23 protein-coding genes are annotated in these 21725 nt (G+C 65.9%); 14 read left to right on the forward strand and 9 right to left on the reverse strand.

Annotation, left to right across the window (positions count from 1 at the left end):
- Positions 1-19 precede the first annotated feature (19 nt).
- Genes VF631_RS07035 through VF631_RS07045 form a run of 3 tightly spaced genes read left to right on the forward strand, consistent with a single transcriptional unit; the run spans position 20 to position 1571 of the window.
- Positions 20-415: a heavy metal-binding domain-containing protein gene (locus VF631_RS07035; protein ID WP_431849571.1), complete on the forward strand. Its 396-nt coding sequence runs from the start codon at positions 20-22 to the stop codon at positions 413-415.
- A gap of 53 nt (positions 416-468) precedes the next feature.
- A complete protein-coding gene (locus VF631_RS07040) occupies positions 469-1068 on the forward strand; it encodes a hypothetical protein (protein WP_431849572.1) in 600 nt (199 codons plus the stop codon).
- Positions 1065-1571: a hypothetical protein gene (locus tag VF631_RS07045; RefSeq protein WP_431849573.1), complete on the forward strand. Its 507-nt coding sequence runs from the start codon at positions 1065-1067 to the stop codon at positions 1569-1571. Before VF631_RS07040 ends, VF631_RS07045 begins: the two co-directional genes overlap by 4 nt.
- On the opposite strand, the gene VF631_RS07050 is transcribed toward VF631_RS07045, so the two are convergent.
- Positions 1568-2110, reverse strand: a complete 543-nt coding sequence (locus VF631_RS07050; protein WP_431849574.1) for a hypothetical protein — start codon at positions 2108-2110, stop codon at positions 1568-1570. The two genes, VF631_RS07045 and VF631_RS07050, sit on opposite strands and share 4 nt — an antisense overlap.
- Positions 2111-2241: 131 nt before the next feature.
- Here VF631_RS07050 and VF631_RS07055 point away from each other — a divergent pair, with 131 nt between their 5' ends.
- Complete coding sequence (locus tag VF631_RS07055; protein ID WP_431849576.1) at positions 2242-2559, forward strand: hypothetical protein; 318 nt, start codon at positions 2242-2244, stop codon at positions 2557-2559.
- Here the strand turns inward: VF631_RS07055 and VF631_RS07060 are convergent.
- Together VF631_RS07060 and VF631_RS07065 are read right to left on the reverse strand one after the other, a co-directional pair.
- Positions 2556-2933: a DUF423 domain-containing protein gene (locus VF631_RS07060; RefSeq protein WP_431849577.1), complete on the reverse strand. Its 378-nt coding sequence runs from the start codon at positions 2931-2933 to the stop codon at positions 2556-2558. The two genes, VF631_RS07055 and VF631_RS07060, sit on opposite strands and share 4 nt — an antisense overlap.
- Positions 2930-3943 carry a TauD/TfdA family dioxygenase gene (locus tag VF631_RS07065; protein ID WP_431849578.1) on the reverse strand — a complete coding sequence of 338 codons (1014 nt, stop codon included), beginning with the start codon at positions 3941-3943 and terminating at the stop codon, positions 2930-2932. The genes VF631_RS07060 and VF631_RS07065 overlap by 4 nt, the downstream gene beginning before the upstream one ends.
- 71 nt (positions 3944-4014) lie before the next feature.
- Here VF631_RS07065 and VF631_RS07070 point away from each other — a divergent pair, with 71 nt between their 5' ends.
- From VF631_RS07070 to VF631_RS07080, 3 genes are all read left to right on the forward strand, one after another.
- Positions 4015-4413, forward strand: coding sequence for a DUF2382 domain-containing protein (locus VF631_RS07070; protein ID WP_431849579.1), 399 nt, complete (start codon positions 4015-4017; stop codon positions 4411-4413).
- Entirely contained in the window at positions 4410-5384 is a 975-nt protein-coding gene (locus VF631_RS07075) for a YsnF/AvaK domain-containing protein (protein WP_431849580.1), read from the forward strand. The genes VF631_RS07070 and VF631_RS07075 overlap by 4 nt, the downstream gene beginning before the upstream one ends.
- Positions 5385-5448: 64 nt before the next feature.
- Entirely contained in the window at positions 5449-5862 is a 414-nt protein-coding gene (locus VF631_RS07080; protein ID WP_431849581.1) for a hypothetical protein, read from the forward strand.
- Positions 5863-5873: 11 nt separating this feature from the next.
- On the opposite strand, the gene VF631_RS07085 is transcribed toward VF631_RS07080, so the two are convergent.
- Both VF631_RS07085 and VF631_RS07090 read right to left on the reverse strand, forming a co-directional pair.
- Positions 5874-6125 carry a hypothetical protein gene (locus VF631_RS07085; protein WP_431849582.1) on the reverse strand — a complete coding sequence of 84 codons (252 nt, stop codon included), beginning with the start codon at positions 6123-6125 and terminating at the stop codon, positions 5874-5876.
- 148 nt (positions 6126-6273) lie between these two features.
- Positions 6274-10641 (reverse strand): Calx-beta domain-containing protein, encoded by a 4368-nt coding sequence (locus tag VF631_RS07090; RefSeq protein WP_431849583.1) that lies wholly within the window; start codon positions 10639-10641, stop codon positions 6274-6276.
- A gap of 304 nt (positions 10642-10945) precedes the next feature.
- Between VF631_RS07090 and VF631_RS07095 the strand changes: the two genes are divergently transcribed.
- Positions 10946-11704 carry a hypothetical protein gene (locus tag VF631_RS07095; RefSeq protein ID WP_431849584.1) on the forward strand — a complete coding sequence of 253 codons (759 nt, stop codon included), beginning with the start codon at positions 10946-10948 and terminating at the stop codon, positions 11702-11704.
- Between the two features lie 9 nt (positions 11705-11713).
- Here the strand turns inward: VF631_RS07095 and VF631_RS07100 are convergent, their stop codons facing one another.
- Positions 11714-12367, reverse strand: a complete 654-nt coding sequence (locus VF631_RS07100; RefSeq protein WP_431849585.1) for a DUF4893 domain-containing protein — start codon at positions 12365-12367, stop codon at positions 11714-11716.
- A 182-nt stretch (positions 12368-12549) separates the two neighbouring features.
- Between VF631_RS07100 and VF631_RS07105 the strand changes: the two genes are divergently transcribed.
- Positions 12550-13293, forward strand: coding sequence for a DUF4019 domain-containing protein (locus tag VF631_RS07105; RefSeq protein WP_431849586.1), 744 nt, complete (start codon positions 12550-12552; stop codon positions 13291-13293).
- Here VF631_RS07105 and VF631_RS07110 read toward each other — a convergent pair.
- Entirely contained in the window at positions 13290-13928 is a 639-nt protein-coding gene (locus tag VF631_RS07110) for a glutathione S-transferase family protein (protein WP_431849587.1), read from the reverse strand. The two genes, VF631_RS07105 and VF631_RS07110, sit on opposite strands and share 4 nt — an antisense overlap.
- Before the next feature lie 89 nt (positions 13929-14017).
- On the opposite strand from VF631_RS07110, the gene VF631_RS07115 reads away from it, so the two are divergent.
- Together VF631_RS07115 and VF631_RS07120 are read left to right on the forward strand one after the other, a co-directional pair.
- Entirely contained in the window at positions 14018-15406 is a 1389-nt protein-coding gene (locus VF631_RS07115; protein ID WP_431849588.1) for an MATE family efflux transporter, read from the forward strand.
- Complete coding sequence (locus VF631_RS07120) at positions 15403-16176, forward strand: exodeoxyribonuclease III (RefSeq protein WP_431849589.1); 774 nt, start codon at positions 15403-15405, stop codon at positions 16174-16176. Before VF631_RS07115 ends, VF631_RS07120 begins: the two co-directional genes overlap by 4 nt.
- A gap of 114 nt (positions 16177-16290) precedes the next feature.
- Here VF631_RS07120 and VF631_RS07125 read toward each other — a convergent pair whose 3' ends face one another.
- A complete protein-coding gene (locus VF631_RS07125) occupies positions 16291-16827 on the reverse strand; it encodes a DUF1697 domain-containing protein (protein ID WP_431849590.1) in 537 nt (178 codons plus the stop codon).
- Between the two features lie 48 nt (positions 16828-16875).
- Between VF631_RS07125 and gmk the strand changes: the two genes are divergently transcribed.
- The gene (gene gmk / locus VF631_RS07130) at positions 16876-17508 is read left to right on the forward strand and encodes a guanylate kinase (protein WP_431849591.1); all 633 of its coding nucleotides are present in this window, start codon (positions 16876-16878) and stop codon (positions 17506-17508) included.
- Between the two features lie 22 nt (positions 17509-17530).
- Here the strand turns inward: gmk and VF631_RS07135 are convergent, their stop codons facing one another.
- The gene (locus VF631_RS07135; RefSeq protein ID WP_431849592.1) at positions 17531-21007 is read right to left on the reverse strand and encodes an error-prone DNA polymerase; all 3477 of its coding nucleotides are present in this window, start codon (positions 21005-21007) and stop codon (positions 17531-17533) included.
- 52 nt (positions 21008-21059) lie between these two features.
- Here VF631_RS07135 and VF631_RS07140 point away from each other — a divergent pair, with 52 nt between their 5' ends.
- Together VF631_RS07140 and VF631_RS07145 are read left to right on the forward strand one after the other, a co-directional pair.
- On the forward strand, positions 21060-21314 hold the full coding sequence (locus tag VF631_RS07140; protein WP_431849593.1) for a type II toxin-antitoxin system Phd/YefM family antitoxin: 255 nt from the start codon (positions 21060-21062) through the stop codon (positions 21312-21314).
- Complete coding sequence (locus VF631_RS07145) at positions 21311-21724, forward strand: type II toxin-antitoxin system VapC family toxin (protein WP_431849594.1); 414 nt, start codon at positions 21311-21313, stop codon at positions 21722-21724. Before VF631_RS07140 ends, VF631_RS07145 begins: the two co-directional genes overlap by 4 nt.
- Position 21725: the final 1 nt, after the last annotated feature.

Here is a 21725-nt window from a genome sequence, read left to right on the forward strand (position 1 = left end):
CAAAAGAGGGGGACACATCATGAGGATTTCGAAGCTGACGCCGCTGCTCGTCATCGCGGCGCTCGCCGCCGCCCAGCCGGCCATCGCCAAGGACAAGCCCAAGAAGGAATATGTCGTCGTCAACGAGGCGGTCGGCGTTCCGGTCTTCCCGCACGACATCACAGACCGCCCATATGAAGTGGTCGGCGAGGTCAAGGCCGGCGTGCGCAAGGCGACGATCTTCAGCAAGGAAGCGTCCCAGTCGAAGATCTACAAGGAGCTTTGGGAGCGCGCCCAGAAGCTCGGCGCCGACGCCGTCATCAAGGCGCAATATGGCGAATCCCACATCAGCGCGATGAGCTGGGGCAAGACGAACGCCACCGGCACAGCGATCCGCTTCACCGGATCGGCCAAGCCGGCCGAAGCCGCCAAGTAAGCAGGAGCGGCGCCCTTCAGGCTGTGGGGCGCCGCACGGCTGGAGATTTGAACATGAAAAAGGCGATTGCAGCCTTGTGCGCTTCCGCCATCGCGCTCTCGCCATTGTCGGCCGCGCAAGAGCAGGCTCCGCCTCCGGCAAATCCGGCCGGCATTGGCGGCATCCTGGTCGAGCAGGATACGCTGATCCGCTTGATGGTGCTGAACGAGGTCAGCAGCCGCACCACCAAAGCCGGTGAGCGCTTCGTGCTCCGGGTCGATGAGCCGGTCGTGGTTTCGGGAGTGACCATCATCCCGGTTGGCGCCAAGGCCTGGGGTGAAGTGCTGAGTGCCGACAAAAGCGGCGCTACCGGCAAAGCCGGCACCCTGGCGGCTCGCCTGCTCTATGTCGAAACGGGGAGCAGCCAAATCCCGATCAGCGGGGAAAGCCAGGCCAAGGGGGAGAAGGGCACCAAGCAGGTTGTTCTCGGAGCGATCGGCCTCGGCATCCTGGCGCCGCTGGCCCTGCTTGCGCCCGGCAACAACGCAAAACTCAAGGCGGGCGAGATTTTCAACGCCTACTTCACCGGCGACATGCTGTTCGATCCGGCGACTTCGACCTTCACGCCGGCGGCAGCACCAGCCGCGCTGGCGCTTCCGGTGGAGGCAAAATGATTGGCCAGCCTTGGCTGGTCGCAGCGGCCGCCGCTCAGGCCATCATGGCTGTGCCGGCCCCGCTGGCGCTCAGGGCGGGAACACCGGTGCCGCTGGTTACCGCGACCGAGGTCAACAGCAAGACGCACCGGCAAGGGGCGCGCTTCGATCTCACGGTCAGCGAAGATGTCCGGGTTGGCTCCCACGTCGTGATCCCGAAGGGAGCGGTGGCGACGGCGGAGGTCGCGCGCCACGTCGCGAGCGGGGCGCTCGCCAAATCCGGCCGGCTCGAGATTCAGCTGCTGTTCGTCACCGTAGGCGATCGGCGCATCCGCCTCGACGGCACCCGGGTTGCCAAGGGTCCCGGCGCGACAGGATCCCCCGCAATGACGGGTGTCGCACTCGTGGCGATAAGCTCACTGCTCCAAGGCAAGAACGCGTCCATCCCCGCCGGCACGGCGATCACCGGCTATGTCCATCGCGACCTGCCGCTGGCTGTCGGCGGCCTTTCGAGCCCGCGCTAGCCCCGGCAATCCTCCAGCACCCGAGCCGGCTCCGGCCAGGACGGGATGACCAGCATCGGCGTTCCCGGCACTTCCACGCTGAAGCGGCCGCGGCTGAACACCGTTGCGTCCAGGAAGCGGTCGCTCGCGGGCAGCGCCGACCAGACATAGGCGGGCGGCTGCGCCTGGACCGACAGCGGCAAGTTGCGCGCGCTGGCGGTGTTGCGGACAGTCATCATATTGCCGCTGGTGACGCCTTCGCGCCACAGGCTCACCTGCCGGCGCACGCGGTCGCAGCGGACGATGAACGCGGCCTCCCCGCTCGGCGGCCCGAACAGCGCCTGGCTGGTGTCGCCCTGGCTCCGATAGACCCACCCGCCCGGCGTGAGCGGCATATCCCGCCAGTCCGCCCGGGGGGGCGGAGGAGCGGGAGGCTGCGGCCGTGGCGTCGGCTGCACCTGCTGGGGCTGCGGAGCCGGACGTGGCGGCGCCTCCGGCTTCGGCACGCAGCCGGCTACCGTCACAACGCCAAACAACAGGGCGACACGCACCAATCTCATCTTGCCCACTCTCTCCGTCGATTCCGCTTGCCTCAACAGCGAGCCCGCCCTTTCGATCCAGTCCGCGCCGGGCGCAAGTCTGGCGTTCGCCGCGCCCCCGCCCTAATTGGGCGAGTCGAGGAGCCCAGCCAATGAACCGTTCGCTTTTCCTTCTTCTCCCCTTTGCTGTGGCCGCTTGCTCGCAGCCCTTCGAAGGTCGGGTCGCCGCACGGCTGACCGAGGCGGGCCTGTCCCGCGGGATGGCGGATTGCATGGCGAAGCGCTGGGTGGATCGGCTGAACCTGGTCCAGCTGCAGAAGATTTCCAGCTTGTCCGAGGATATCAGCCGCGAGCGCGGGCAAGGCCGGCTGACCGTCACCGGTTTCGTGGAGCGCGTCCGCGCGGTGAACGATCCGGAGGTGTTCAGCGTCGTCACAGGCTCGGCGGCAGCCTGCGCGCTGGCAGGCTAGCTCAACCCGCGCCACGCGCGCCAGCCGAGCAGAAGCCAGCCGAGGATCAGGAGGAGGCCGCCGATCGGGGTGACCGCTCCCAGCCAGCGCATATCCGTCAGCGCCATCAGGTAGAGAGACCCGGAGAAGATCAGCGTCCCCAGCCCGAGCAGGAAGGCCGGCAAAGCCACCCTCCCGACCCGGCCCGCGCCCAGCGCCAGCAGCGCGAGCCCGTGCCACATCTGGTACGACACGGCTGTCTGCCACCAGCCGAGCGCCGACGGTGTGAGCGTACCCCGCAAAGCATGCGCCCCAAACGCGCCAAGCGCGACGCCGAGCGCCAGGGTCAGTGCCGCGAGGGCGAGCAGACCGGCGGGTTCGCGTTCGCGCTTCACACCATCGCCAGCACGATCTTGCGCGGCCCCGAAAACGGCCGCCGTCCGTGCGCCACCAGCAGGTTATCGATCACCAGCACGTCCCCTTCCCGCCAGCGATGCGGCCGGGTCTCGTTCCGCACCGCCGCACGGACCTCCTCCAGGTCGCCGGCAGCGATCTCGCCGCCATCGCCATAGGTGACGCCCAGGCGAAAGCTTTCCTCGCTCCCCGCGAACGCCAGGGCCTGCGCATAACTTACCGGATCCAGCGCGCTCGGATGGAAGCCGTCGGCTTGGTTGAACCAGACCTCCTCGCCCGTCTCCGGGTGCGTTGCGGTCGCCGGCCGGACTTGGCTGAGCCGCAACCATCCGCCCGCCTGCCATTCGACGCTCGCGCCCATGGCCCGCGCCCGAGCCTCAGCTTCGACCGGGTCCTCGGTCTCGAACGCCTCCTGCCAGGAATAGCCGGCGCCCCCGAACGGCGAGAGGTTGCGAAGGTAGCGCACATGGCGCTGCTTGAACCGGGCCGCCGCTTGGGGCTCGATCGCGTGCAGGATGCGGCGGCTGTCTCCCAGTGTCGTCTCGCCGCCGGCTTCCGGCGCCTGCAGGCAGGCGAAGAAGAGCAATCGTGGGTGAACCGCCGTGTAGCTGAGCTCGTTGTGGAGCGAAAGCGCGACATGGGGCGGATAATCGGTCGAGCTGTAGCTGCCGTCGCCCAGCGCGCTGCGCGGGGAGGCCCCGCCCGCATAGCCGAACAGCGGCCGCTCACCCGCAAAGGCGCGGACCACGGACATGAAGTCCGCCAAGTTCTCCATGCGCCAGCCGCGCAACAGGAGCGCTCCCGGCCCAAGCAGTTTCCGGCTCAGTTCCGCGCGTTCCTCAGCGATCCGCTCCACCAGATCGGCGATCGTTCCACGCCGATCCGGCTCAAGCGTGAGGGGCAGTGCATCCAGGTCGCAGGTCAACATCACCGGTCCAACCCGGTCGACCGTCGAGAGTTCACGCAGCGAGATGTGCAACCCTTCGCGCAATTCCTTCCCGTTGCGTGGAACGACTGAACCGGCCAGCGATTTTCAGCTTCGTACCGCGTCGGGAAGCAGAAATGGCAGAAGAACAGGAAGTGGCCGCAATTCCGCTGGTTGAAGAGCGGGTCAATGTCTCCAAGCGACAAGTTGAAACCGGCCGGCTTCGCGTCCGTGTTTCCGTCGGCGAGCGGGAGGAGCAGGTTCCGGTCGAGCTCGCCCACGATGAGGTGGAGGTGCGGCGGGTGCCGCGCAACCAGCCGCTGGACGCCCTGCCCAGCGTTCGGATCGAGGGCAATGTCACCGTCATACCGGTGGTGGAGGAAGTGGTGGTGGTGGAAAAAAGGCTGGTGCTGGTCGAGGAGATCCATGTCCGCCGCAAGGTCGTGACCAACACCGAGCATGTGCCGATCCTGCTCCGTTCCGAGCAAGCCGAGATCGAGCAGAACGGCCCCGTAGTGAGCGAGGTGACGCGATGATCCGCACCGTAACCGCCCTGTTTGACGACACCGGCGAGGCCGAAGCGGCTTTCGACCTGCTGTCGCGCCGGCTCGCCATCCTGAAAGGCGCGATCGTCACCTGCGGCCCGGGCGAGAAGCCCGATTTCGGCGCAATCTATCTCAGTCGCGCCCAGCGCGAGGCGTGCGAGGAGGAACTGACCAACGGCGGCTCGCTTGTGATCGTGCAGATCGAGGGCGATCAGGCCGCCGAGCAAGCCGTCGATCTGCTTGACCGCCACGCGCAGGGCGATGCCGCCAATCCGGCTCCAGCTCCGATCGTCGCGCCACCTGCCCCGATTGCGGCTGCTGCCCCACCCGCGCAGGTCGCGGCCATGGCCCCGCCCAGCCCGGAAGCTAATCCCCGGATTGCCAAGGGCGGCGCGCCGAACGGCAGCGTCGAGGGCGTGCCGATTTCCACGCTGAGCCGGCGCATCGGCCCCGCCCCGGTCGAGCCCGAACCCCAGCCCATAGACGAGCCCATACCCCAGCTCGAACCCGCACCCGTGGCTGTGTCCGAGCCGGAACCGGCGCCACCGGCCGAAGCCGAAGCGCGCATCCCGCTTGTCGAGGAGGAGCTTCGGGTCGGAAAGCGCACTCTGGTTCGGGGCGGCGCGCGCGTTCACTCCTACATGGAGGAGGTGCCGGTCACGACCGATGTCGAGTTGCTGGAGGAGCGGACCAGCGTCGAGCGCCGGCCGGTAAACCGTCGCCTCACAGATGAAGAGATCGTCTCGAGCGGCCTGCTGCAGGATCGTGTCGTCGAGATCACCCAGATGCGCGAGGAAGCGGTGGTGACCAAGGAAGCCGTGGTGCGCGAAGAGTTGGTGGTCAAGAAGACGATCGAGAAGCGGGTCGAGCAGATCCACGAGACCGTCCGCCGCACCGCGGTCGAGATGGAGCGGCTCGAGCCCGAGCTCGCGGGCGCGGAACAGGGCGCTCGGCCCGCCTGAGAGCCCGCGACTACCCTCTTGCGCGCTTTCGATGTAAGCTGGCGCGCAGGGGAGGAAGGGTTCGATGAGAATCACCAGCGGGTCGCTACAGCGAGCGGCAGGATGCGCCTTGTTTCTGCTTCTGGTCGGCTGTTCGCGAGCATCCCTGCTCGGCGGTCCGGGTCCCGAGGCGGCGCACCACGCCTCGCCGGCGGAAAGTGAACGATTGGCTGAGCTCAAGGCGCTTCAAAAGTTCAAGACGAAGGACGAGTGCCGTCAGCACCTGATGACGGTGTCGCACGCTGGCTCGGCCGATCAGCTGATCAAGATTTCGGACCTGGAAGTGCGCGGCTACCATTCGACAGGCGAGGGCTCCGCCACCGTCCACCACGAATATAGCTGCGTCGGCAAGCAGCTCCTGGAGCGGAGCTGGAGCGGGAAGGCGCCGGGCGCGCCCGCCTCAGCGCACTCCGCCGAGCACTCGCCGGAGGTGCACTGAGCGGCCTTCGCTCAGGCGGCGAGTGGGGTTTCCTCTTCGCGGACGCGGTGGCCGCGGCGGAAAAGGCCAGTTCCGTTCATCCCACCATCCAGCAACGGCAGCGCCGTCGCGCAGAAGGCGCACTCGGCAAGCGAGCGTCCCACCAGCCAGTGGCTCCGCCCGCAGCCGGGGCAGCGATTGACCTCGTGCGGGCGATAAGCGGCATAATAGCCACGAGTGGCCGGGTTGAAGGCTTTTCCCTCGAGCGAAACCACGTTGAACACGATCACATCCTCCTGAACTGCGCTACTTCTAGGGCGGAGAGCGGTGAACTGTTCTTGAACATCGACGAATCGAGCAAAGCAGTCGATCAACAGGTGCGGCGCTCGCCGGCCGAACGACGAAAGCCGCACCCTTGAGGGTCGATGTCGCTTAGAGGAGAAAGTCTCCGACACTTGCGAACTGGACGCTGTCGAGGTCGCTGACCCCAAGCAGGGTGACGTCTCCGCCGCCATGGGAGAAGGCGATCCTGAGATCGTTCACGCCATCCCCGTCGAAGTCGCGAACCGTGACCTTGTTGATCTGAACACCCTCGTCCAACACGAGCTTGTCCACTCTCGTATCAAAATCGCGGATCAGATCGTTACCGCCGCTCCGGCCAAAGCGGAATAGATCGGCTCCTACGCCGCCGACATAGGTGTCGTTGCCATTCCCTCCGGTCAGGAAATCGTCCCCGTCCCCGCCGAACAGCTGGTCGTTCCCGCTACCGCCATCCAGGCGGTCGTTGCCGCCGTCGCCGAACAGCTGATCGTTGCCATTGCCGCCGTCGAGGCGATCGTTTCCGCTTTGACCGAACAGCTGATCGTTGCCGGTTCCGCCGGTCAGGCGATCGGAACCGGAGCCGCCGTAGAGCTGGTCATTCCCGCTGCCGCCGTCCAGCTGATCGCGACCAGCCTCGCCGAAGATGACGTCGTTGCCGTTGCCGCCGTTGATGAAGTCCTCGCCCGCACCGCCGGTGACCTGATCGTTGCCGTTGCCCGCGTCGATCCGGACCGTGTCCTCGACCGCCCTGACCGTGACTTCCACCGTCATGGTACTGGTCAGGCCATCATCATCGGTGATGGTATAGGTAAAGCGATCGATCGCCGTTGCTCCCGGCGCGAGCGCGTCGAAGCTCTCGTCGTCGGCCACATAGACCAGCGTCCTGGTCGCTGAATCGAACTGCAAGCTGCCAAGGGTTCCGGTCCCGTCGACCGACTTGATCGAGAGGATATCCTCCTGATCGATGTCGCTGTCGTTGCCGAGCAGCAGCTCCCACAGATTTCCCGTCGCGGCGTCCTCGTCGACGGTGATTGCGTCCGCCTTGGCGACCGGCGCTTCGTTCGGCGCTTCGATAAAGAAGCGGGCGAGGATCGGGTCGTGGTCGCTTGCACGCGCATCGTTGTCGAGCTGCTCGGCGTTGATGTGAACGACGTCGAACCGCGCTCCGGAGGCGAGCCCGCCGCTGACTAGGAGATTGTCGATCGCCTGCGCGTTGCCGTCGAATTCGTAGGTGTAGCGCTCCTCCTCCGTCAGCAAGTTGTGCAGGTTGGTAAGCACGCCGCCTTCGAGCTGCGTGACTGATTTCTCGAAGTAGAAGGCGTTGAAATCGCCGAGCACACCGAGCTTGAGGTTAGGACTAGTCGCCAGCTGCTCGTTCACATAGGCCTTCACCGCCGCCACCTGAGCCTCGCGGGCACCGTCGCCGGCATTGGCCGGCGGCTGCACGTCGCCGCTCAGGGGATCGCTGCCGATGCGTGAAGTGAGGTGGACGTTGATGAGCGTCACCGTCTCGCCATTGAAGCGGAAGTCGGCGACGAGCGGCCTGCGAGTGCCCTCGAACGCCGCGCCCGTAATCAGCTCCGCGCTGCCGTCGACGTAATCCACCCGATCGGCATTGTAGAGGAAGCCATTGCGGATATTGCCGTTAGGCTCGCCACCTGTACTGTTCGCCTGGCCAGGAGCGATCTCTACATAGACGTACTTGGGGCCCCCAAGTTCGGCGATCCGATCGATCAGCTCCTGCGCGGTCGCGACGCCGGAGAGCGAACCGCCGGACGCCGGGCCATTCGCATCCTGGATCTCCTGCAGACCAATGATGTCGGGCGCCTTCAGCGCGTAGAGGATCTCGGCGGCGAGAAGGTCGAAGCGGTCTGGCGAGCCGTTGCTCGATGCCTCCGCGAGATTAAGGTTCTCGACATTGTAGCTCGCGACGGTGAGGTGATCGCGGCCGCCGACGAGGTCGGTCGTCTCGCGCTCCGGCAGCGCCACATCCTTGGTGACGGTCGCCGGCTGGGTCACGAGTATCTCATAGCCGGACTGCGACGTTGCGCTGCCGAAGTAGCTGACGATCCCGGTGACGTCCGCCAGCTGGTCGCCGCGGGTCACGTTGGCGAGTGCGCCGCTGCCGTCGAACAGGCGGATGCGCTCGGGATTGAAATCGTCGGCGGCGAGGGTGATGCCACCTCCCGAGTTCAGGTTGGTCGCCCCTTCCCCGCCCGAGGCGACCACGAAGAGGTTGTTGCCCCGCCCGTTGGCGACGGCCTGCGGCGCATCGATGGTGACGCGCATGCCCTCCAGCGCCTCGTAGAAGTCGAGGCCGTCGGTGGTCGGATCGAAGCTGGTGAGGCCATCATCCTCGATGATCTCGCTTGGCGGCCGCAGGCCGTTCGCGCCGATTTCCACCGCCCCGGGCAGCGCATTGCCGCTCGACTGCACCGTGACGCTGGCCGCGCTGACCTGGGTTGTCGTGAGATTGGTTTCGAAGCCCTGGAACTCGGTGACGTCGCCCCGGACCTGCACCGCGTCCCCTACGGCTACGGTGGGAGCGGTGCGCGTGAAGACGAACAGGGCTTCGGAAGTGCGCGCGTTGCCGTCGCCGACCGGGTCCTGAACGAAGAAGCCATTGGACCGGACTAGGGTCACGATGCCGCCGGTGGTCACGATCTGCCCCTCAAGCGGCGAGCGATGCGCCTCCCCCTGGATCTGAGCGATGGTGGCGACAATCGGGTCGTCATTGACGATGGTGCCGGTAGCCTGGTCGTCGGCGATGCCGATGTTGCCGGCCGGGTTGGCGAGCCGCACGGTGAAGGTCTCGTTTCCCTCGGGCGCTGTGTCGCCGGCAATGGCGATGCGGACCTGGACGCTGGTCTCGCCGACGCCGAAGGTTACCGAGCCGGAAAGGGGCTGGCCGGGCGCCAAGTCGCTGACGGAGGCGCTATCGCTGGTGCCGATGAAATATTCGACGCTGGCCGTGCTGTTCTGTCCACCGGCGCGGCGGACGGTGAACACCATTTCCGCCGTGCCGCTTTCGCCTTCTGCGATGCGCGCATCATCGATTCGAACTTGCCCGGCGACGTCGCCGTTCAAGAAGTTCTGCCCAATGTTCACTGCGCCAAAACTGTCGTCGTTGCTCGACTGCCATTGGAAGTCTGCATAGCTGGTGCCGTTGCCGACCAACTGCAGCGAGCTTCCGATGGGCGCGCTGGTCTGCGAGACGCCGATATCCTGGCTGGTGAGGCCCGCGGCCGGGCCGGAGCCTCCGACGATAACGCCTTCCCACGACAGGAACTGCACGACTTCGCCAAGCGGGTTGACCAGTGCAACGCCATCCTGCGGGCCGTTCTGGATGCCGTTCGAAGCGTAGGAAAAGGACAATGTGCCAAAGCCGTCGTCCTGGCCAGGAATCAACCCGGACAAAGTGCGCGTGTTATAGGGATTGGCGACTGTGGCGCCGTCTGAGGTGCTGTACAGCACCAGCGTCCAGCCGGTAAGGTCGGTGCCCGCCGGCGCGGCGATCTCGATGGCCTCGCCGGTGTCGGTGCCGCCATTGTCGTAATGAATTTCGTTGATGAAGACGTTCCGGGCGGGCGGCGCCGGCGGTGCGTCATTGTCGGTTATTGTGCCGGTAGCGCTCCCGTCGGATATGGTCGCCTGCGCGGTCGGGTTGGACAGGGTCACGGTGAAGGTCTCGTCGCCTTCGACGAGGGTGTCGCCTGTTACGCTAAGCGTGATCGTCTTGGAAAACTCGTTTGCAGCGAAGTTGAGCGTGCCTGTCAGGGTGCCGCTAACGTCATTCGCGCTTGCGCCGCCGTTGCCGCCGGGCAGCGTCACAGCGTAGCTCACCGAGGCCGCGACATTGCTGCTGCTGCCGCGAGTGACGGTGAAGGTGATCGGGGTGGTGCCGCTGTCGCCTTCGGCTGCGGATGCGTCGGCGATTGAGAATGCGCCGGGGACCGGCGGCGGCGGGGCCGAGCCGAAGCTCTGGCCGACATTGACGACGCCCGGGGTGTCGTCGGTGATCAGCGCCCAAGTGAAATCGGAGGCTTCATCGCCGGTGCCGACGCGGCCGATCGAGGTGCCGCTGGCAGTGCCCGGCTCCGTCGGGGCGATCGGCGTCGCGGTCATTCCGGCCGCAGCACCGTTCGAAATTCCGTTTGGACCCGTGGCCGCTGCGGTGAAGGGCCCTTCGTAGCTGATGAATTCAACCACCTGACCGAGATTATTGACCAGGGCGATGGCGTCTGGCGATCCGTTCTGGATGCCGTCTACCGGGTAGGAGAAGTTCAGCGTGCCGAAGCCGTTCTGCTGATTGGCGACGACCCCGGAAAGAGCCTTCGTGTTGTACATGAGCCCGTTGGAGCCGTTGTAGAGCACGATCGTCCAGCCGGTGAGGTTTGTGCCTGCGGGCGCGGCGATCTCGACGAATTCGCCTGCGTCGGCGCCGCTGTTGTCGTAGTGGAACTCGTTGATCCAAGCCATCGTGTGTACCCTCCTCTTAGGCGGCAGCAGCGAAACCGGGCGAACCCGGGCTGCTTCCCCCCCACCACATTCGTTTGCTGAACCGGGACAGGCGTCAGCGTCGTCCGGCGTCGACCGCGCTATGGCTAGGATTCGTGACAGTGCAAAGACATAGGCGTCGTTTTTACCGAGCTTGCGGGCCTCACCTACCGCGTCGCAGTCCGGTTCTACCCACGATCTGCTTCACCGCCGCGCGCGCAATCGGCTATCCCAAGCGCCGCCGAACCCTGCTATCGCCGGCCCGCTTCATCGGAGATGGTTCGACGTGCGCTTGCCAATCATTGCCGCCTTCCCCGCGCTCCTTCTGGCCGGATGCGCCGGCTATGCCATCGACTACACCAAGTCCCGTGAGAACATTCTGGGCCCGGAGCTCGCACGATACGGGCTGAGCGAATCCCAGGCCCGGTGCGTGAACGAGAGCCTGTCCAAGCGGCTTGCAAAGGGGCAACTCGGGGTCCTGACCCGCACGACGAGGCTGGTGAAGCGGGGCTATACGGACCCCGAGCGCCTGATGGTTCAGGACCTTCTCTATGTCGCGACGTTCGTGAAGGACCGGAAAGTCGCGGCGGAATTGTCGCGCGCGTCAGCGAGTTGCAACCTGCTCACCAATCCCGCTATCGCGTCCGTCGCCCCGGCCCCGTCCGCTGCAACTGTCGCGGCGGGCTCGTCGGCGGCCGCCGCGACGCCGGTCACGCCATCTGCCCGCGGCTCTTCCTGGCTCAACCTCGGCGCTGCCCCGACAGGCCAGGCGATTGCGATCGACGCCGCCAGCGTCCAGGATAGGCCGGGCCACCGCGAGGCCTGGTTCCGGATCACCAATCCCGGCGACACGGGTCCGACCGGCGCGTCGTACCGCCTCCAGATCGACTGTTCGGGCCGCACCATCAATCCGATGGCGCTGCGCAAATACGGCAAGGACGGCGCGGTCAGCGACGAGAAGGATTACGGCCCGGGCGGCGAGGGCGCGCTGAAGGTCGAGGGCGGCACGGTGATGGAGATCGCCTATCTGGCGCTCTGCACCTGAAGCCTTCCGTCACTCCGACTGAACCGGCGCCGGAACCAGCTCGATCACGTCCAGCTTGGCGGTCCCGCGTGGACGCGGCACGACCAGTCGGTAGCGGAGCGGACCGATGCGCTCGAAGATGCCCGCCATGTCGCGGGCCGGATCCTCGCCATAGGAAAGCGGCGCATCCTCGTTGCCAAGCGCAAGCGACCCCAGGAAGATCATCCTGCGCTTGTTGACGTCGTCCCAAAGATAGCCGGCCGGCCGCTCGGTGCCGGTCTGCTTGGTGATGCTGAGCTGGTCGCCGTTGACGCCGACATGGCAGAAGAACGGCTTGAACGCCTGATATTCCGGCTCCCGCGGCTTGGCCGAGCCGAAGCGGATCAGCCGGCACATATAGGATCCGGGGCTCGGCGCCGGGCGCGCCAGCGCCGCTTTCGGGTCGAGCAGTTCGCCCTCGCCGGCCGCCTGCTTGCCCGCGGCGGCGAGCGCTTCGCGCCATGCTGCGTCCAAGCTGGCGATGCGCTCCGCATCCTGTTCGTTCGCGACGCCCTGCCATTCGGGCGTCTCATCCGCGCTGACCTCGACGGTGGGGCGCGCGCCCGAAGCCTTTTGCGGGGTCTGGCATCCGGCCGCCATGAGGGAGCCCGCGATGCCGAACAACAGCCCTATACTGGCCTTCATCACTACTGCTCCCTCACGGCGTTCGATCATCCTGGCTTGATGGCGCCAATGGTTAAGAAAGGGTTACCAGATCGCCAGCCGGCCGGGAATCCACGTTGGGGCGGCCGGCTCGCGCCTCGGCCCCTTTTCCACGGCCGGACGATGCTGCTATGGCTGGCTGCAACCGGTGGGGACCGAAGACGATGTTTGCGTTCATCTTTCTTGCCGCGCAGGCGATTGCGACGGCGGCACCGGTGGTGGAGCGTGTGGACGAGACCAGCTACCTGTTGGGCCTTGCCGTCGATGCCTCGCTCAACGTCGCGCAGGGTCAGGCGCGGCTGGCGCCCGCCGCCAAGCGAGCCTGCGGGGCGCGCCTCGTCACGCTCGGCCGCTACCGCTTCGTCGCGGAAGAAGGAAAGAACCGGTTCGAGCAGGAACTCCTCTGCCTCGATCGCCGGCACAAGCTCAGCCTGATCGAGCGCGCGGCAGGCAACGCCGCGCTGGAGCCGAGCCGCCCGGACCAGCAGGCGGTGCTCGCCACCAGTTATCGCTACTTCGCTGCCAAGGATGCCGGCCGCTACGCCGAAGCCCACCAGGCGCTGTCCGGCCGGATGAAGAGCCGCTTCCCGCTCGCCGAATGGACGCGCTCGGCACGTGGCTTCAACGCCGAGGCGGGCGCGGTCCGGGGCCGACGCGTGGTCGAGATCACCTGGTACAAGAACCCGGAGGGCGCGCCCGAGCCCGGCCTGTACGTCGCCGCCGACTTCAGCGCGGACTTCGAGAGGGCGGAGTTCGTCTGCGGCTACCTGATGTGGCAAGTCCAGCCCGACGGCACCTTCCGGCTCGCCCGGGAGGAGCAGAATATGGCGCCCAAGCGCCCGAGCGGCCGTGCGATCGCCCAAATCGACCGCGATCCGTTGCGCTCCCGGATGGGCTGCAAGGATTAGGCGGCGCGGGCCAGGAATGCCGTTTCGCGGTCGACCCAGTGCTTGAAACTGGGCCGTCCGAGGATGCTCTCAAGGTAGGCGGCAAGCTTCGGGCGCGAGCCGAGATCGACCTGGATGTGGCCGAGGTTCACGAACGGGCTGGCCACGGCGAGGTCCGCCAAGGTGAGCCGGTCCTCGACCAGGAAGCCGCTCTCCGGGATCACGCTCTCGAGGTAATCGAGGACGGGCGGCAGTTCCTCGCGCTCCGCCTTGTCCGCCGCGGCCAGATCACCGTCGCGCTTCAGGAAGCGCGGCGCGACCAGGCGGTTGAAGAACATCGTGCGTCCGCAGCCCATCAGGATCGTATCGCCGAACTCGTCGAACCAGACCGCGCGCGCCCGCGCCCGGGGCTCGGCGGGGATCAGTTCGGGATCGGGCTTGAGCGCGTCGAGATAGGCGATGATCGCTGACGAGTCGGAGATGCGAAAGTCGCCGTCCTGCAGGGCGGGGATCTTTCGAAATGGGCTGGCGGCGAGGAAGTCGGGATCGTCGGAGCCGAGCCCCACGGGCTTACTTTCCACTTCGATCCCCTTCTCGGCGGCGAAGGCGAGCACCTTGCGGACATAGGGCGATATGGATGAGCCATAGACGATCATGCCAGGTCCCTCTTCAGTTTTGTTGGGCAACGCATCCTAGTCCCTTGCAGCCATTTCACTCAAGAGCCGCTCTGGCCTAAGGCCCGGCGATGTTGCGGCGCACCTCTCCTCGCTCACCCTGGCGCGCCGAAGCGCAAGCGACGTTGCTGCTCGCTTATCCGATGGTGCTGACCAACCTTGCCCAGTCGCTCATCCACGCGACCGACGTGGTGCTGCTGGCGCGGGTCGGCCCGCAGACGCTCGCGGCGGCGGCGCTGGGCGTCAACCTCTACATCTTCTGCCTGATTTTCGGGATGGGGCTGATGACCGCCGCAGCGCCGATGATAGCGCGCGAACGAGGCGCCCGGCCGAACAGCGTTCGAGACGTGCGCCGTACGGTGCGCCAAGCGATGTGGTCGGCAGTGCTGCTCGTTCTGCCGATGTGGGCCTTCCTTTGGAACGCCAAGGCAGTGCTGATCGCGATTGGCCAGGATCCGGTGCTGGCGGAGGGCGCGCAGAGCTTCGTCCGCTGCCTGATGTGGGCGCTGCTGCCCGCCTTCCTTTACCTCGTGCTGCGCAATTTCCTGGGGGCATTGGAGCGGCCGCTGTGGGCGCTCACCGTCGCTGTGGCTGCCGTGATCTTCAACGCGGTGATCAACACCTGCCTGATCTTCGGCGTGCCGGCGATCGGCCTGCCGCCGCTCGGGCTGGTTGGCGCGGGGATCGGCAGCGCTTTTACCGTCAGCCTCGAGTTTCTCGGCATCGCGCTGGTCGTCACCCGGCACCCGCGCTTCCGCCGATATCGTCTGTTCGGGCGCTTCTGGCGCGCCGACTGGCCGCGGTTCCGTCAGGTCTGGAAGCTCGGCCTCCCGATCGCGATCACCCTGACTTTGGAAGTCGGCGTGTTCAACGCTGCGGTGTTCCTGATGGGCTTGATCGGGGCGGAGAGCCTCGCCGCGCACCAGATCGCGATCCAGATCGCCGCCCTGTCCTTCATGGTGCCAATGGGCATCGCCCAAGCCGTCACGGTGCGGGTCGGCAGCGCGCTCGGGCGCGGCGACCCGGTCGGCATCGCGCGGGCCGGCTGGACAAGCTGGATGATGGGCGTCGGCTTTATGTCGGCAATGGCGCTGGTGATGTGGCTTTTCCCGCGCCAGCTCGTCTCGATCTTCCTTGATCCCGCCGACCCGGCCAACGCGTCAGTGATACCGCTCGCGGTCGCGTTCCTTGGCCTTGCCGCCCTGTTCCAGATCGTCGACGGCGCGCAGGCGGTCGGCGCCGGTATGCTGCGCGGGCTCCACGATACGACCGTTCCGATGGTCTATGCCCTGTTCGGCTATTGGGTGATCGGGATGGGAACCGCCTTGTGGCTGGGCTTCGGCCTGGACTGGGAAGGCGTCGGCATCTGGTCCGGCCTCGCCGCCGGCCTCGCGGCCGTCTCGGTGATGATGCTGGTGCGATGGACCCGGCGCGTCCGGCTCGGGTTGGTGCCGACATGAGGATCGCGACCTACAACGTCAACGGCATCAATGGCCGCCTGCCGCGCCTGCTGGAATGGCTGGAAGAGACGCGGCCGGACGTCGCCTGCCTGCAGGAACTCAAGGCGCCGCAGGAGAAATTTCCGGAGGCTGCACTGGAGAAGGCCGGGTACGGCGCGGTCTGGGTCGGCATGCCGCGCTGGCATGGCGTGGCCTTGCTCGCCCGCGGTTGTGAGCCGGTCGAGACTCGCCGGGAGCTGCCGGGCGATCCCAATGACGCGCAGGCGCGCTATGTCGAGGCGGCGGTGAACGGTGTGCTGATCGGCTGCCTTTACCTTCCCAACGGCAATCCCCAGCCCGGCCCCAAGTTCGATTACAAGCTGGCCTGGATGAAGCGGCTCAATGATTATGCTGCCGAACTGCTGGGCGCCCAGGTTCCCGCGGTGCTGGCTGGCGACTACAATGTCGTGCCGACCGACTTCGACATCTACAACACACGCTCCTGGCTCGACAACGCGCTGCTCCAGCCGGAAGCGCGGCAGGCCTACGCCGCCCTGCTCGACCAGGGCTGGACCGACGCGCTGCGGCACCTCTACCCGGACGGGCGCATCTACACCTTTTGGGATTATTTCCGGAACGCCTACGCGCGCGACGCGGGCCTACGGATCGATCACTTCCTGCTCAGCCCGGAGCTGGTGCCGATGCTGAAGGCTTGCGGCGTCGATCGCGACGTGCGTGGGCGCGAAGGCGCGAGCGATCACGCACCAGCCTGGATCGAGCTCAACCGTTAGCCTCCTTCTCGTCGCCCCGGACTTGATCCGGGGCAGGGCTGTTTTTTCTCAGTCGATGCGCTGAGTCGGCTGGAGAGAAGCCCTGGCCCGGATCAAGTTCGGGCCGACGATTATCTAGTCACCAAGCAGCTCGCTCAGCGTCACTACCGTGCGCCAGTTGCGCGCGGTCACCGGCGAACCGGCAGCGCGGTCGATCAGCTTGGGTGTGATCTTTGAGGTTCCAAGCCCGGCCGGGTAGTGGAACCACAAGGCGCCGTCGGCCTCCTCGACTCGTTCGCCTGCGACTGCCTTGGCCGCGATGACAGCCGCCGCCCCCGCAACGATCTTGCTCTTGGCAATCCCGGCGAAGACCCGGTTCGGCTCGCGGGCGGATTCTTCCGGGAGGGGATTGTGCTGGAGCAATCCACGCCACTCGTCGCCGGAGCGCACCATCGCGTCGGACCAATAGCCGAACCGCCGGTCGATCGCCTGCTCGAGCGCGCTTTCCAGTTCGGCCGCCGTTCCTTCGGCCGAGAACAATATGTTCCCGCTCTGGATATAGGTCTGAACATTGCGCCAGCCGAGCTCGCCGCACAGGCCGCGCAGCTCCGCCATCGGCATCTTGCGGCCGCCGACGTTGACGGCGCGGAGCAGGGCGATGCGGCGTTCCATGTCCCAACCCTGCTTGACGCACCCGCGCCTCGCAAGCCAGTAGCGGGCATGGAAGTCGTCAGTGCGTTCAAACGGCGGGGCCTGCTCTTCGTGCTCTCAAGCCCGAGCGGCGCAGGCAAATCGACGATCGCGCGAATGCTGCTGGAGAGCGACGACGGCATCGCCATGTCGGTTTCAGCGACCACCCGCCCGATGCGGCCGGGCGAGGTCGACGGCCAGCACTATCATTTCGTGACCGATGCCGAGTTCGAGGAGATGGTCGCCCGCGGAGAGTTCCTCGAGTGGGCGCGCGTGTTCGGCCATCGCTACGGGACGCTGAAGCGCGAAGTGGTGCGCACGATCGAGGGCGGCCGCGACGTCCTGCTCGACATCGATTGGCAGGGCACGCAGCAGCTGAAACAGGTCGATCCGGACATCGTGCGCGTGTTCATCCTGCCCCCTTCGCTGGAGGAGCTCGGCCGCCGCCTTCGCACTCGCGGGACGGACAGCGACGAAGTGGTGCGGGGGCGCATGGAACGCGCTTCGGCCGAGATCAGCCACTGGGCGGAGTATGATTATGTGCTGATCAACAACGATGCGGAGAAATGCCGCTCGCTGGTCCACACCATCCTCAAGTCCGAGCGGTTGAAGGCGACCCGCCGGGTTTTCCTGCATGATTTCGTTCGCAGCCTGACCGGCTGATCCCGGCTGCGTTTGGCGCTGCTCAATGGAAGTCGCGCGATTTCTGCCGGATAATTTCCTCCGGGTCGGCGCCGGTGCGGAAAGGCGAGTGGTAAGAGTCGCGGACGCGGCGTTCCCAATCCTGGTGGCGCGGCGGCTTGGAGTCGCGCGCGTCGGGTGAGCCGGGATGGGTGGCGCCGTCGCCGGGGCCGGGCCGGTGCGGGAATTCGCGCTCGCCGACAGTGCGCAGCAACGGCGTATAATCCTCGATCCGATCGGCGATGACGTGGATCACAGGGCCCTCGCGCTGGACGGTGCCCTTGATGCCGATCATCGCCGAAGACAGCACGACGCGGCGCTGCGCCTCGAACCGGGCCGGCCAGATGATGCCGTTGGCGATGCCGGTCTCGTCCTCGATGGTGATGAACAAGACGCCCTTGGCCGAGCCGGGCTTCTGGCGGACGAGGATGATGCCGGCCACCTCGACCTTGCGGCCGTTCTTGACGTGGGCGAGCGCGGCGCACGGAATGATGCCGCGCCGCTCGAGCTCGGGGCGCAGGAAGGCGAGCGGGTGATCGCGCAGCGTAAGCTGGGTGGAATGATAGTCCTCGACCACCTCGCGGCCGGTCGTCATCGGGGTGAGCTGGACCTTGGGCTCGCGCTCCGCCTCCCGCGCTTCGGCGGCTGCGAATAGCGGCAGTTGCTTCTCGCCCAGGCCCTTCACCTGCCAGAGCGCCTGACGCCGGTCGAAGCCGAGCCCACGGAACGCATCCGCCTCAGCCAGCCGCTCCAGCGCGGCGACAGGCACTCCCGAGCGCAGCCAGGCGTCCTCGATGCTGCGGAAAGGGCCGGATGCCCGGGCGGCGAGAATGGCTTCGGCATGGATCGCGGCAAGGCCGCGCACGACGCGCAGGCCTAGGCGGAGGGGAATGAGGTGCCCCTCTCCCTTGAGGGGAGAGGGATACGGAGACTTGGCAGCTTGCTGCCTAGTCGGAGTTGGGTGAGGGTGACGGCGCTGGAGGCTTTCCTCTGACGCTGTCACCCTCACCCAGCTTCGCCTAAGCTCCCCTGAATTGCATTCAGGCTCGCTAAGGCTGCGCAACCCTCTCCCCTCAAGGGAGAGGGGCTCTCCCCCTTCCAACGTAGAATCCCACCCGCTCGCATTGATGCAGGGGGGCCTTACCTCCACGTCATGCTCGCGCGCATCCCGGACGATTTGCGCCGGCGCGTAGAAGCCCATCGGCTGGGCGTTGAGCAGGGCGCAGCAGAAGACGTCCGGATGGTGGCACTTCATCCAGGAGGAGGCGTAGGCGATCTTGGCGAAGCTCGCCGCGTGGCTTTCCGGAAAGCCGTAGGAGCCGAAGCCCTCGATCTGCTTGAACGTCCGTTCAGCGAAATCGCGGGCATAGCCGCGCGCGATCATGCCGTTGATCATCTTGTCCTTGAACACGCCGACACCGCCGGTGAACTTGAACGTCGCCATCGACCGGCGCAGCGCATCCGCCTCCCCGGCCGTGAAGCCCGCGCCGACGATCGCGACCTTCATCGCCTGTTCCTGGAACAGCGGCACGCCCAGCGTTTTTTCCAGCACCTCCTTGAGCTCGGGCTTGGGATATTCCGGCACCTCCTTGCCCTCGCGGCGGCGAAGATAGGGATGCACCATGTCGCCCTGGATCGGCCCCGGCCGCACGATCGCGACCTGGATGACGATGTCGTAGAATGTCTTGGGCTTCATGCGCGGCAGCATGCTCATCTGCGCGCGGCTTTCGATCTGGAAGGTGCCGAGCGTGTCAGCGCGCTGGATCATCTCGTAAACGACAGGATCGTCGCTCTGCATCTCGGGCGAGGCGAGATCGAGCGCGATCCCCTTGTGCGTTTTCAAGAGATCGAAGGCCCGGCGCATGCAGCCCATCATGCCGACGCCGAGCACGTCGACCTTCATGAACTTCAATTCCTCGATGTCGTCCTTTTCCCATTCGATCACCCAGCGGTCGGCCATAGCCGCCGGCTCGATCGGCACCAGTTCGTCAAGCCGGTCGCGGGCGAGGACAAAGCCGCCGGGATGCTGGCTGAGATGCCGCGGCGTCCCGATCAGCTGTCGCGCGAGATCGAGCGTGAGTGCCAGGCGAGGCTCGCTGGTATCCAGATTTAGATCAGCCGCATGGCGCTCTTCCACCCCTTCCTGCGACCAGCCCCAGACTTGGCCGGCGAGGGCGCCGGTGACGTCCTCGGGCAGGCCGAGCGCCTTGCCGACCTCCCGGACCGCGCCGCGCGCGCGGAAGCGGCTGACCACGGCAGTCAAAGCGGCATGGTCGTGTCCATAGATTTCGTAGATCCACTGGATCACCTGCTCGCGCCGCTCATGTTCGAAATCGACGTCGATGTCCGGCGGCTCGCGGCGGTCCTCGGATATAAACCGCTCGAACAGTAACGTGTGCTCGAGCGGGTCAATCGAGGTGATCCCGAGCACGTAGCAAATCATCGAATTGGCTGCGGACCCTCGGCCCTGGCAGAGGATATTCTGGCTGCGCGCGAAGCCGACGATCGAGTTCACCGTCAGGAAGTAGGGGGCATAGCGGAGCTTGGCCACGAGCGTGAGCTCATGTTCGAGAAGAGCTGAATATTGGTCCAGCGTGTAGTTTGGGGATTTGGTCGCCGTAACCAGCGCAGCTCTCGTCATCCGCTCCAGAGCCTCTTGCGGAGAGCGCCCGGACATCACGATCTCGTCCGGATATTGGTAGCTCAATTCGCGCAGAGAAAAGGTGCAACGTTCGGCAATGTCGGCTGTGGCGCGAATCGCATCGGGGTAGCCGACGAAGCGCCGCTCCATCTCCGCAACGCCTTTCAGATGACGGTCGGCGAACCGCTCGCGCCGGAAACCGAGATCATCCACCGTGCACTTTTCGCGTATGGCGGTGACGACATCCTGTAGGATGCGACGGTCGGGGGAATGGTAGAGCACATCACCGGTCGCGATGCTGCGAACGCCGTATCGACGAGCCATCGTGTCGAGCTCATGCAGCCGAACTTTTTCGCCCGGTCGGCGCCGGTAAGTCAAAGCAAGGTGCGAGCGGTCACCGAAAATGTCGGCAACTTGGGCGAGCGCGATCCCGGTCGCCGCGTCCGCTTCGCCTGGCAGCAGGGCCGCAACCAGTCCCTTGCTCCAGGATGCGACATCCTCCCAGTGGAGGAAGCATTTGCCCTTCTCGCCCTTGCGCCGGTCGGCGCCCGACTTGCCGACCGTAAGCAAGCGGGTAAGGCGCGACCAGGCAGCCCGATCCTCCGGCCAGACCAGCAGCGAGGAACCGTCCATCAAATCGAGCCGGCAACCGGCGATGAGGCGGCATCCGGTCGCATCGGACGCAATCAATGCGCGGACCAGCCCCGCGACACTGTTGCGATCGGTGATGCCGAGCGCCTCATAGCCGAGCAGCTTGGCCGCCGCGAACAGCTCGTCGCAAGAGGACACGCCACGCAAGAAGCTGAAGTGGGTGGTGGTGTGGAGCTCAGTGTATGTCATTGCCGTTGTACGCCGAAGTGACTACATCAACTGGTCACTTGAGGAGGCCGCGATGGGCAGGATGATCGGTGCTGCTGAGTTCAAGGCGAAGTGCCTGCGAATTTTGGATGAAGTCGAGCGCACTGGCGAGCCGGTAACGATCACCAAGCGTGGACGCGCAGTCGGCGAGTTGCGCCCGGCAGGGCAGCAGGAGCGTAAGGGCGCTAAATTCGGGTTCCTGAAACATCCTTATTATCTCGGCGTCGATGATCTGACGATGCCGGCATATGATGGGCCGTGGGACGCCGAACTGGGGATTCTCGATTGATCCTCCTCGATACTCATGTTCTGGTCTGGTTCACGCATGGGGATAGTCGTCTGAAAGAGGCGGCGAGGTTTCTGATCGAGCAGGCAACGCTTGCCGATGAGGCGGTCATTTCCCCTATCAGTTTTTGGGAGGTCGCCATGCTGGTCGATAAAGGCAAGCTCCCCCTCGGCTATCGTCCAATCGATTGGATGCACGCAATTCTCGATGGACATGGCTTTAGGATAGAGCCGCTGGCGCCAATCATCGCCATCGATGCGGGTAGCTTGCCAGGCGACATCCATGGGGATCCCGCAGATCGCATGATTGTCGCAACCGCGCGGCATCTCGGCTGTCCCTTGCTGACGAACGACCAAAAGATCCTTGATTACGCCGCTGCCGGCTTTCTCCAGGCGATCGACGCCTGCCGCTGAC

The organism is Allosphingosinicella sp., from assembly GCF_036387615.1.
Lineage (GTDB): Bacteria > Pseudomonadota > Alphaproteobacteria > Sphingomonadales > Sphingomonadaceae > Allosphingosinicella.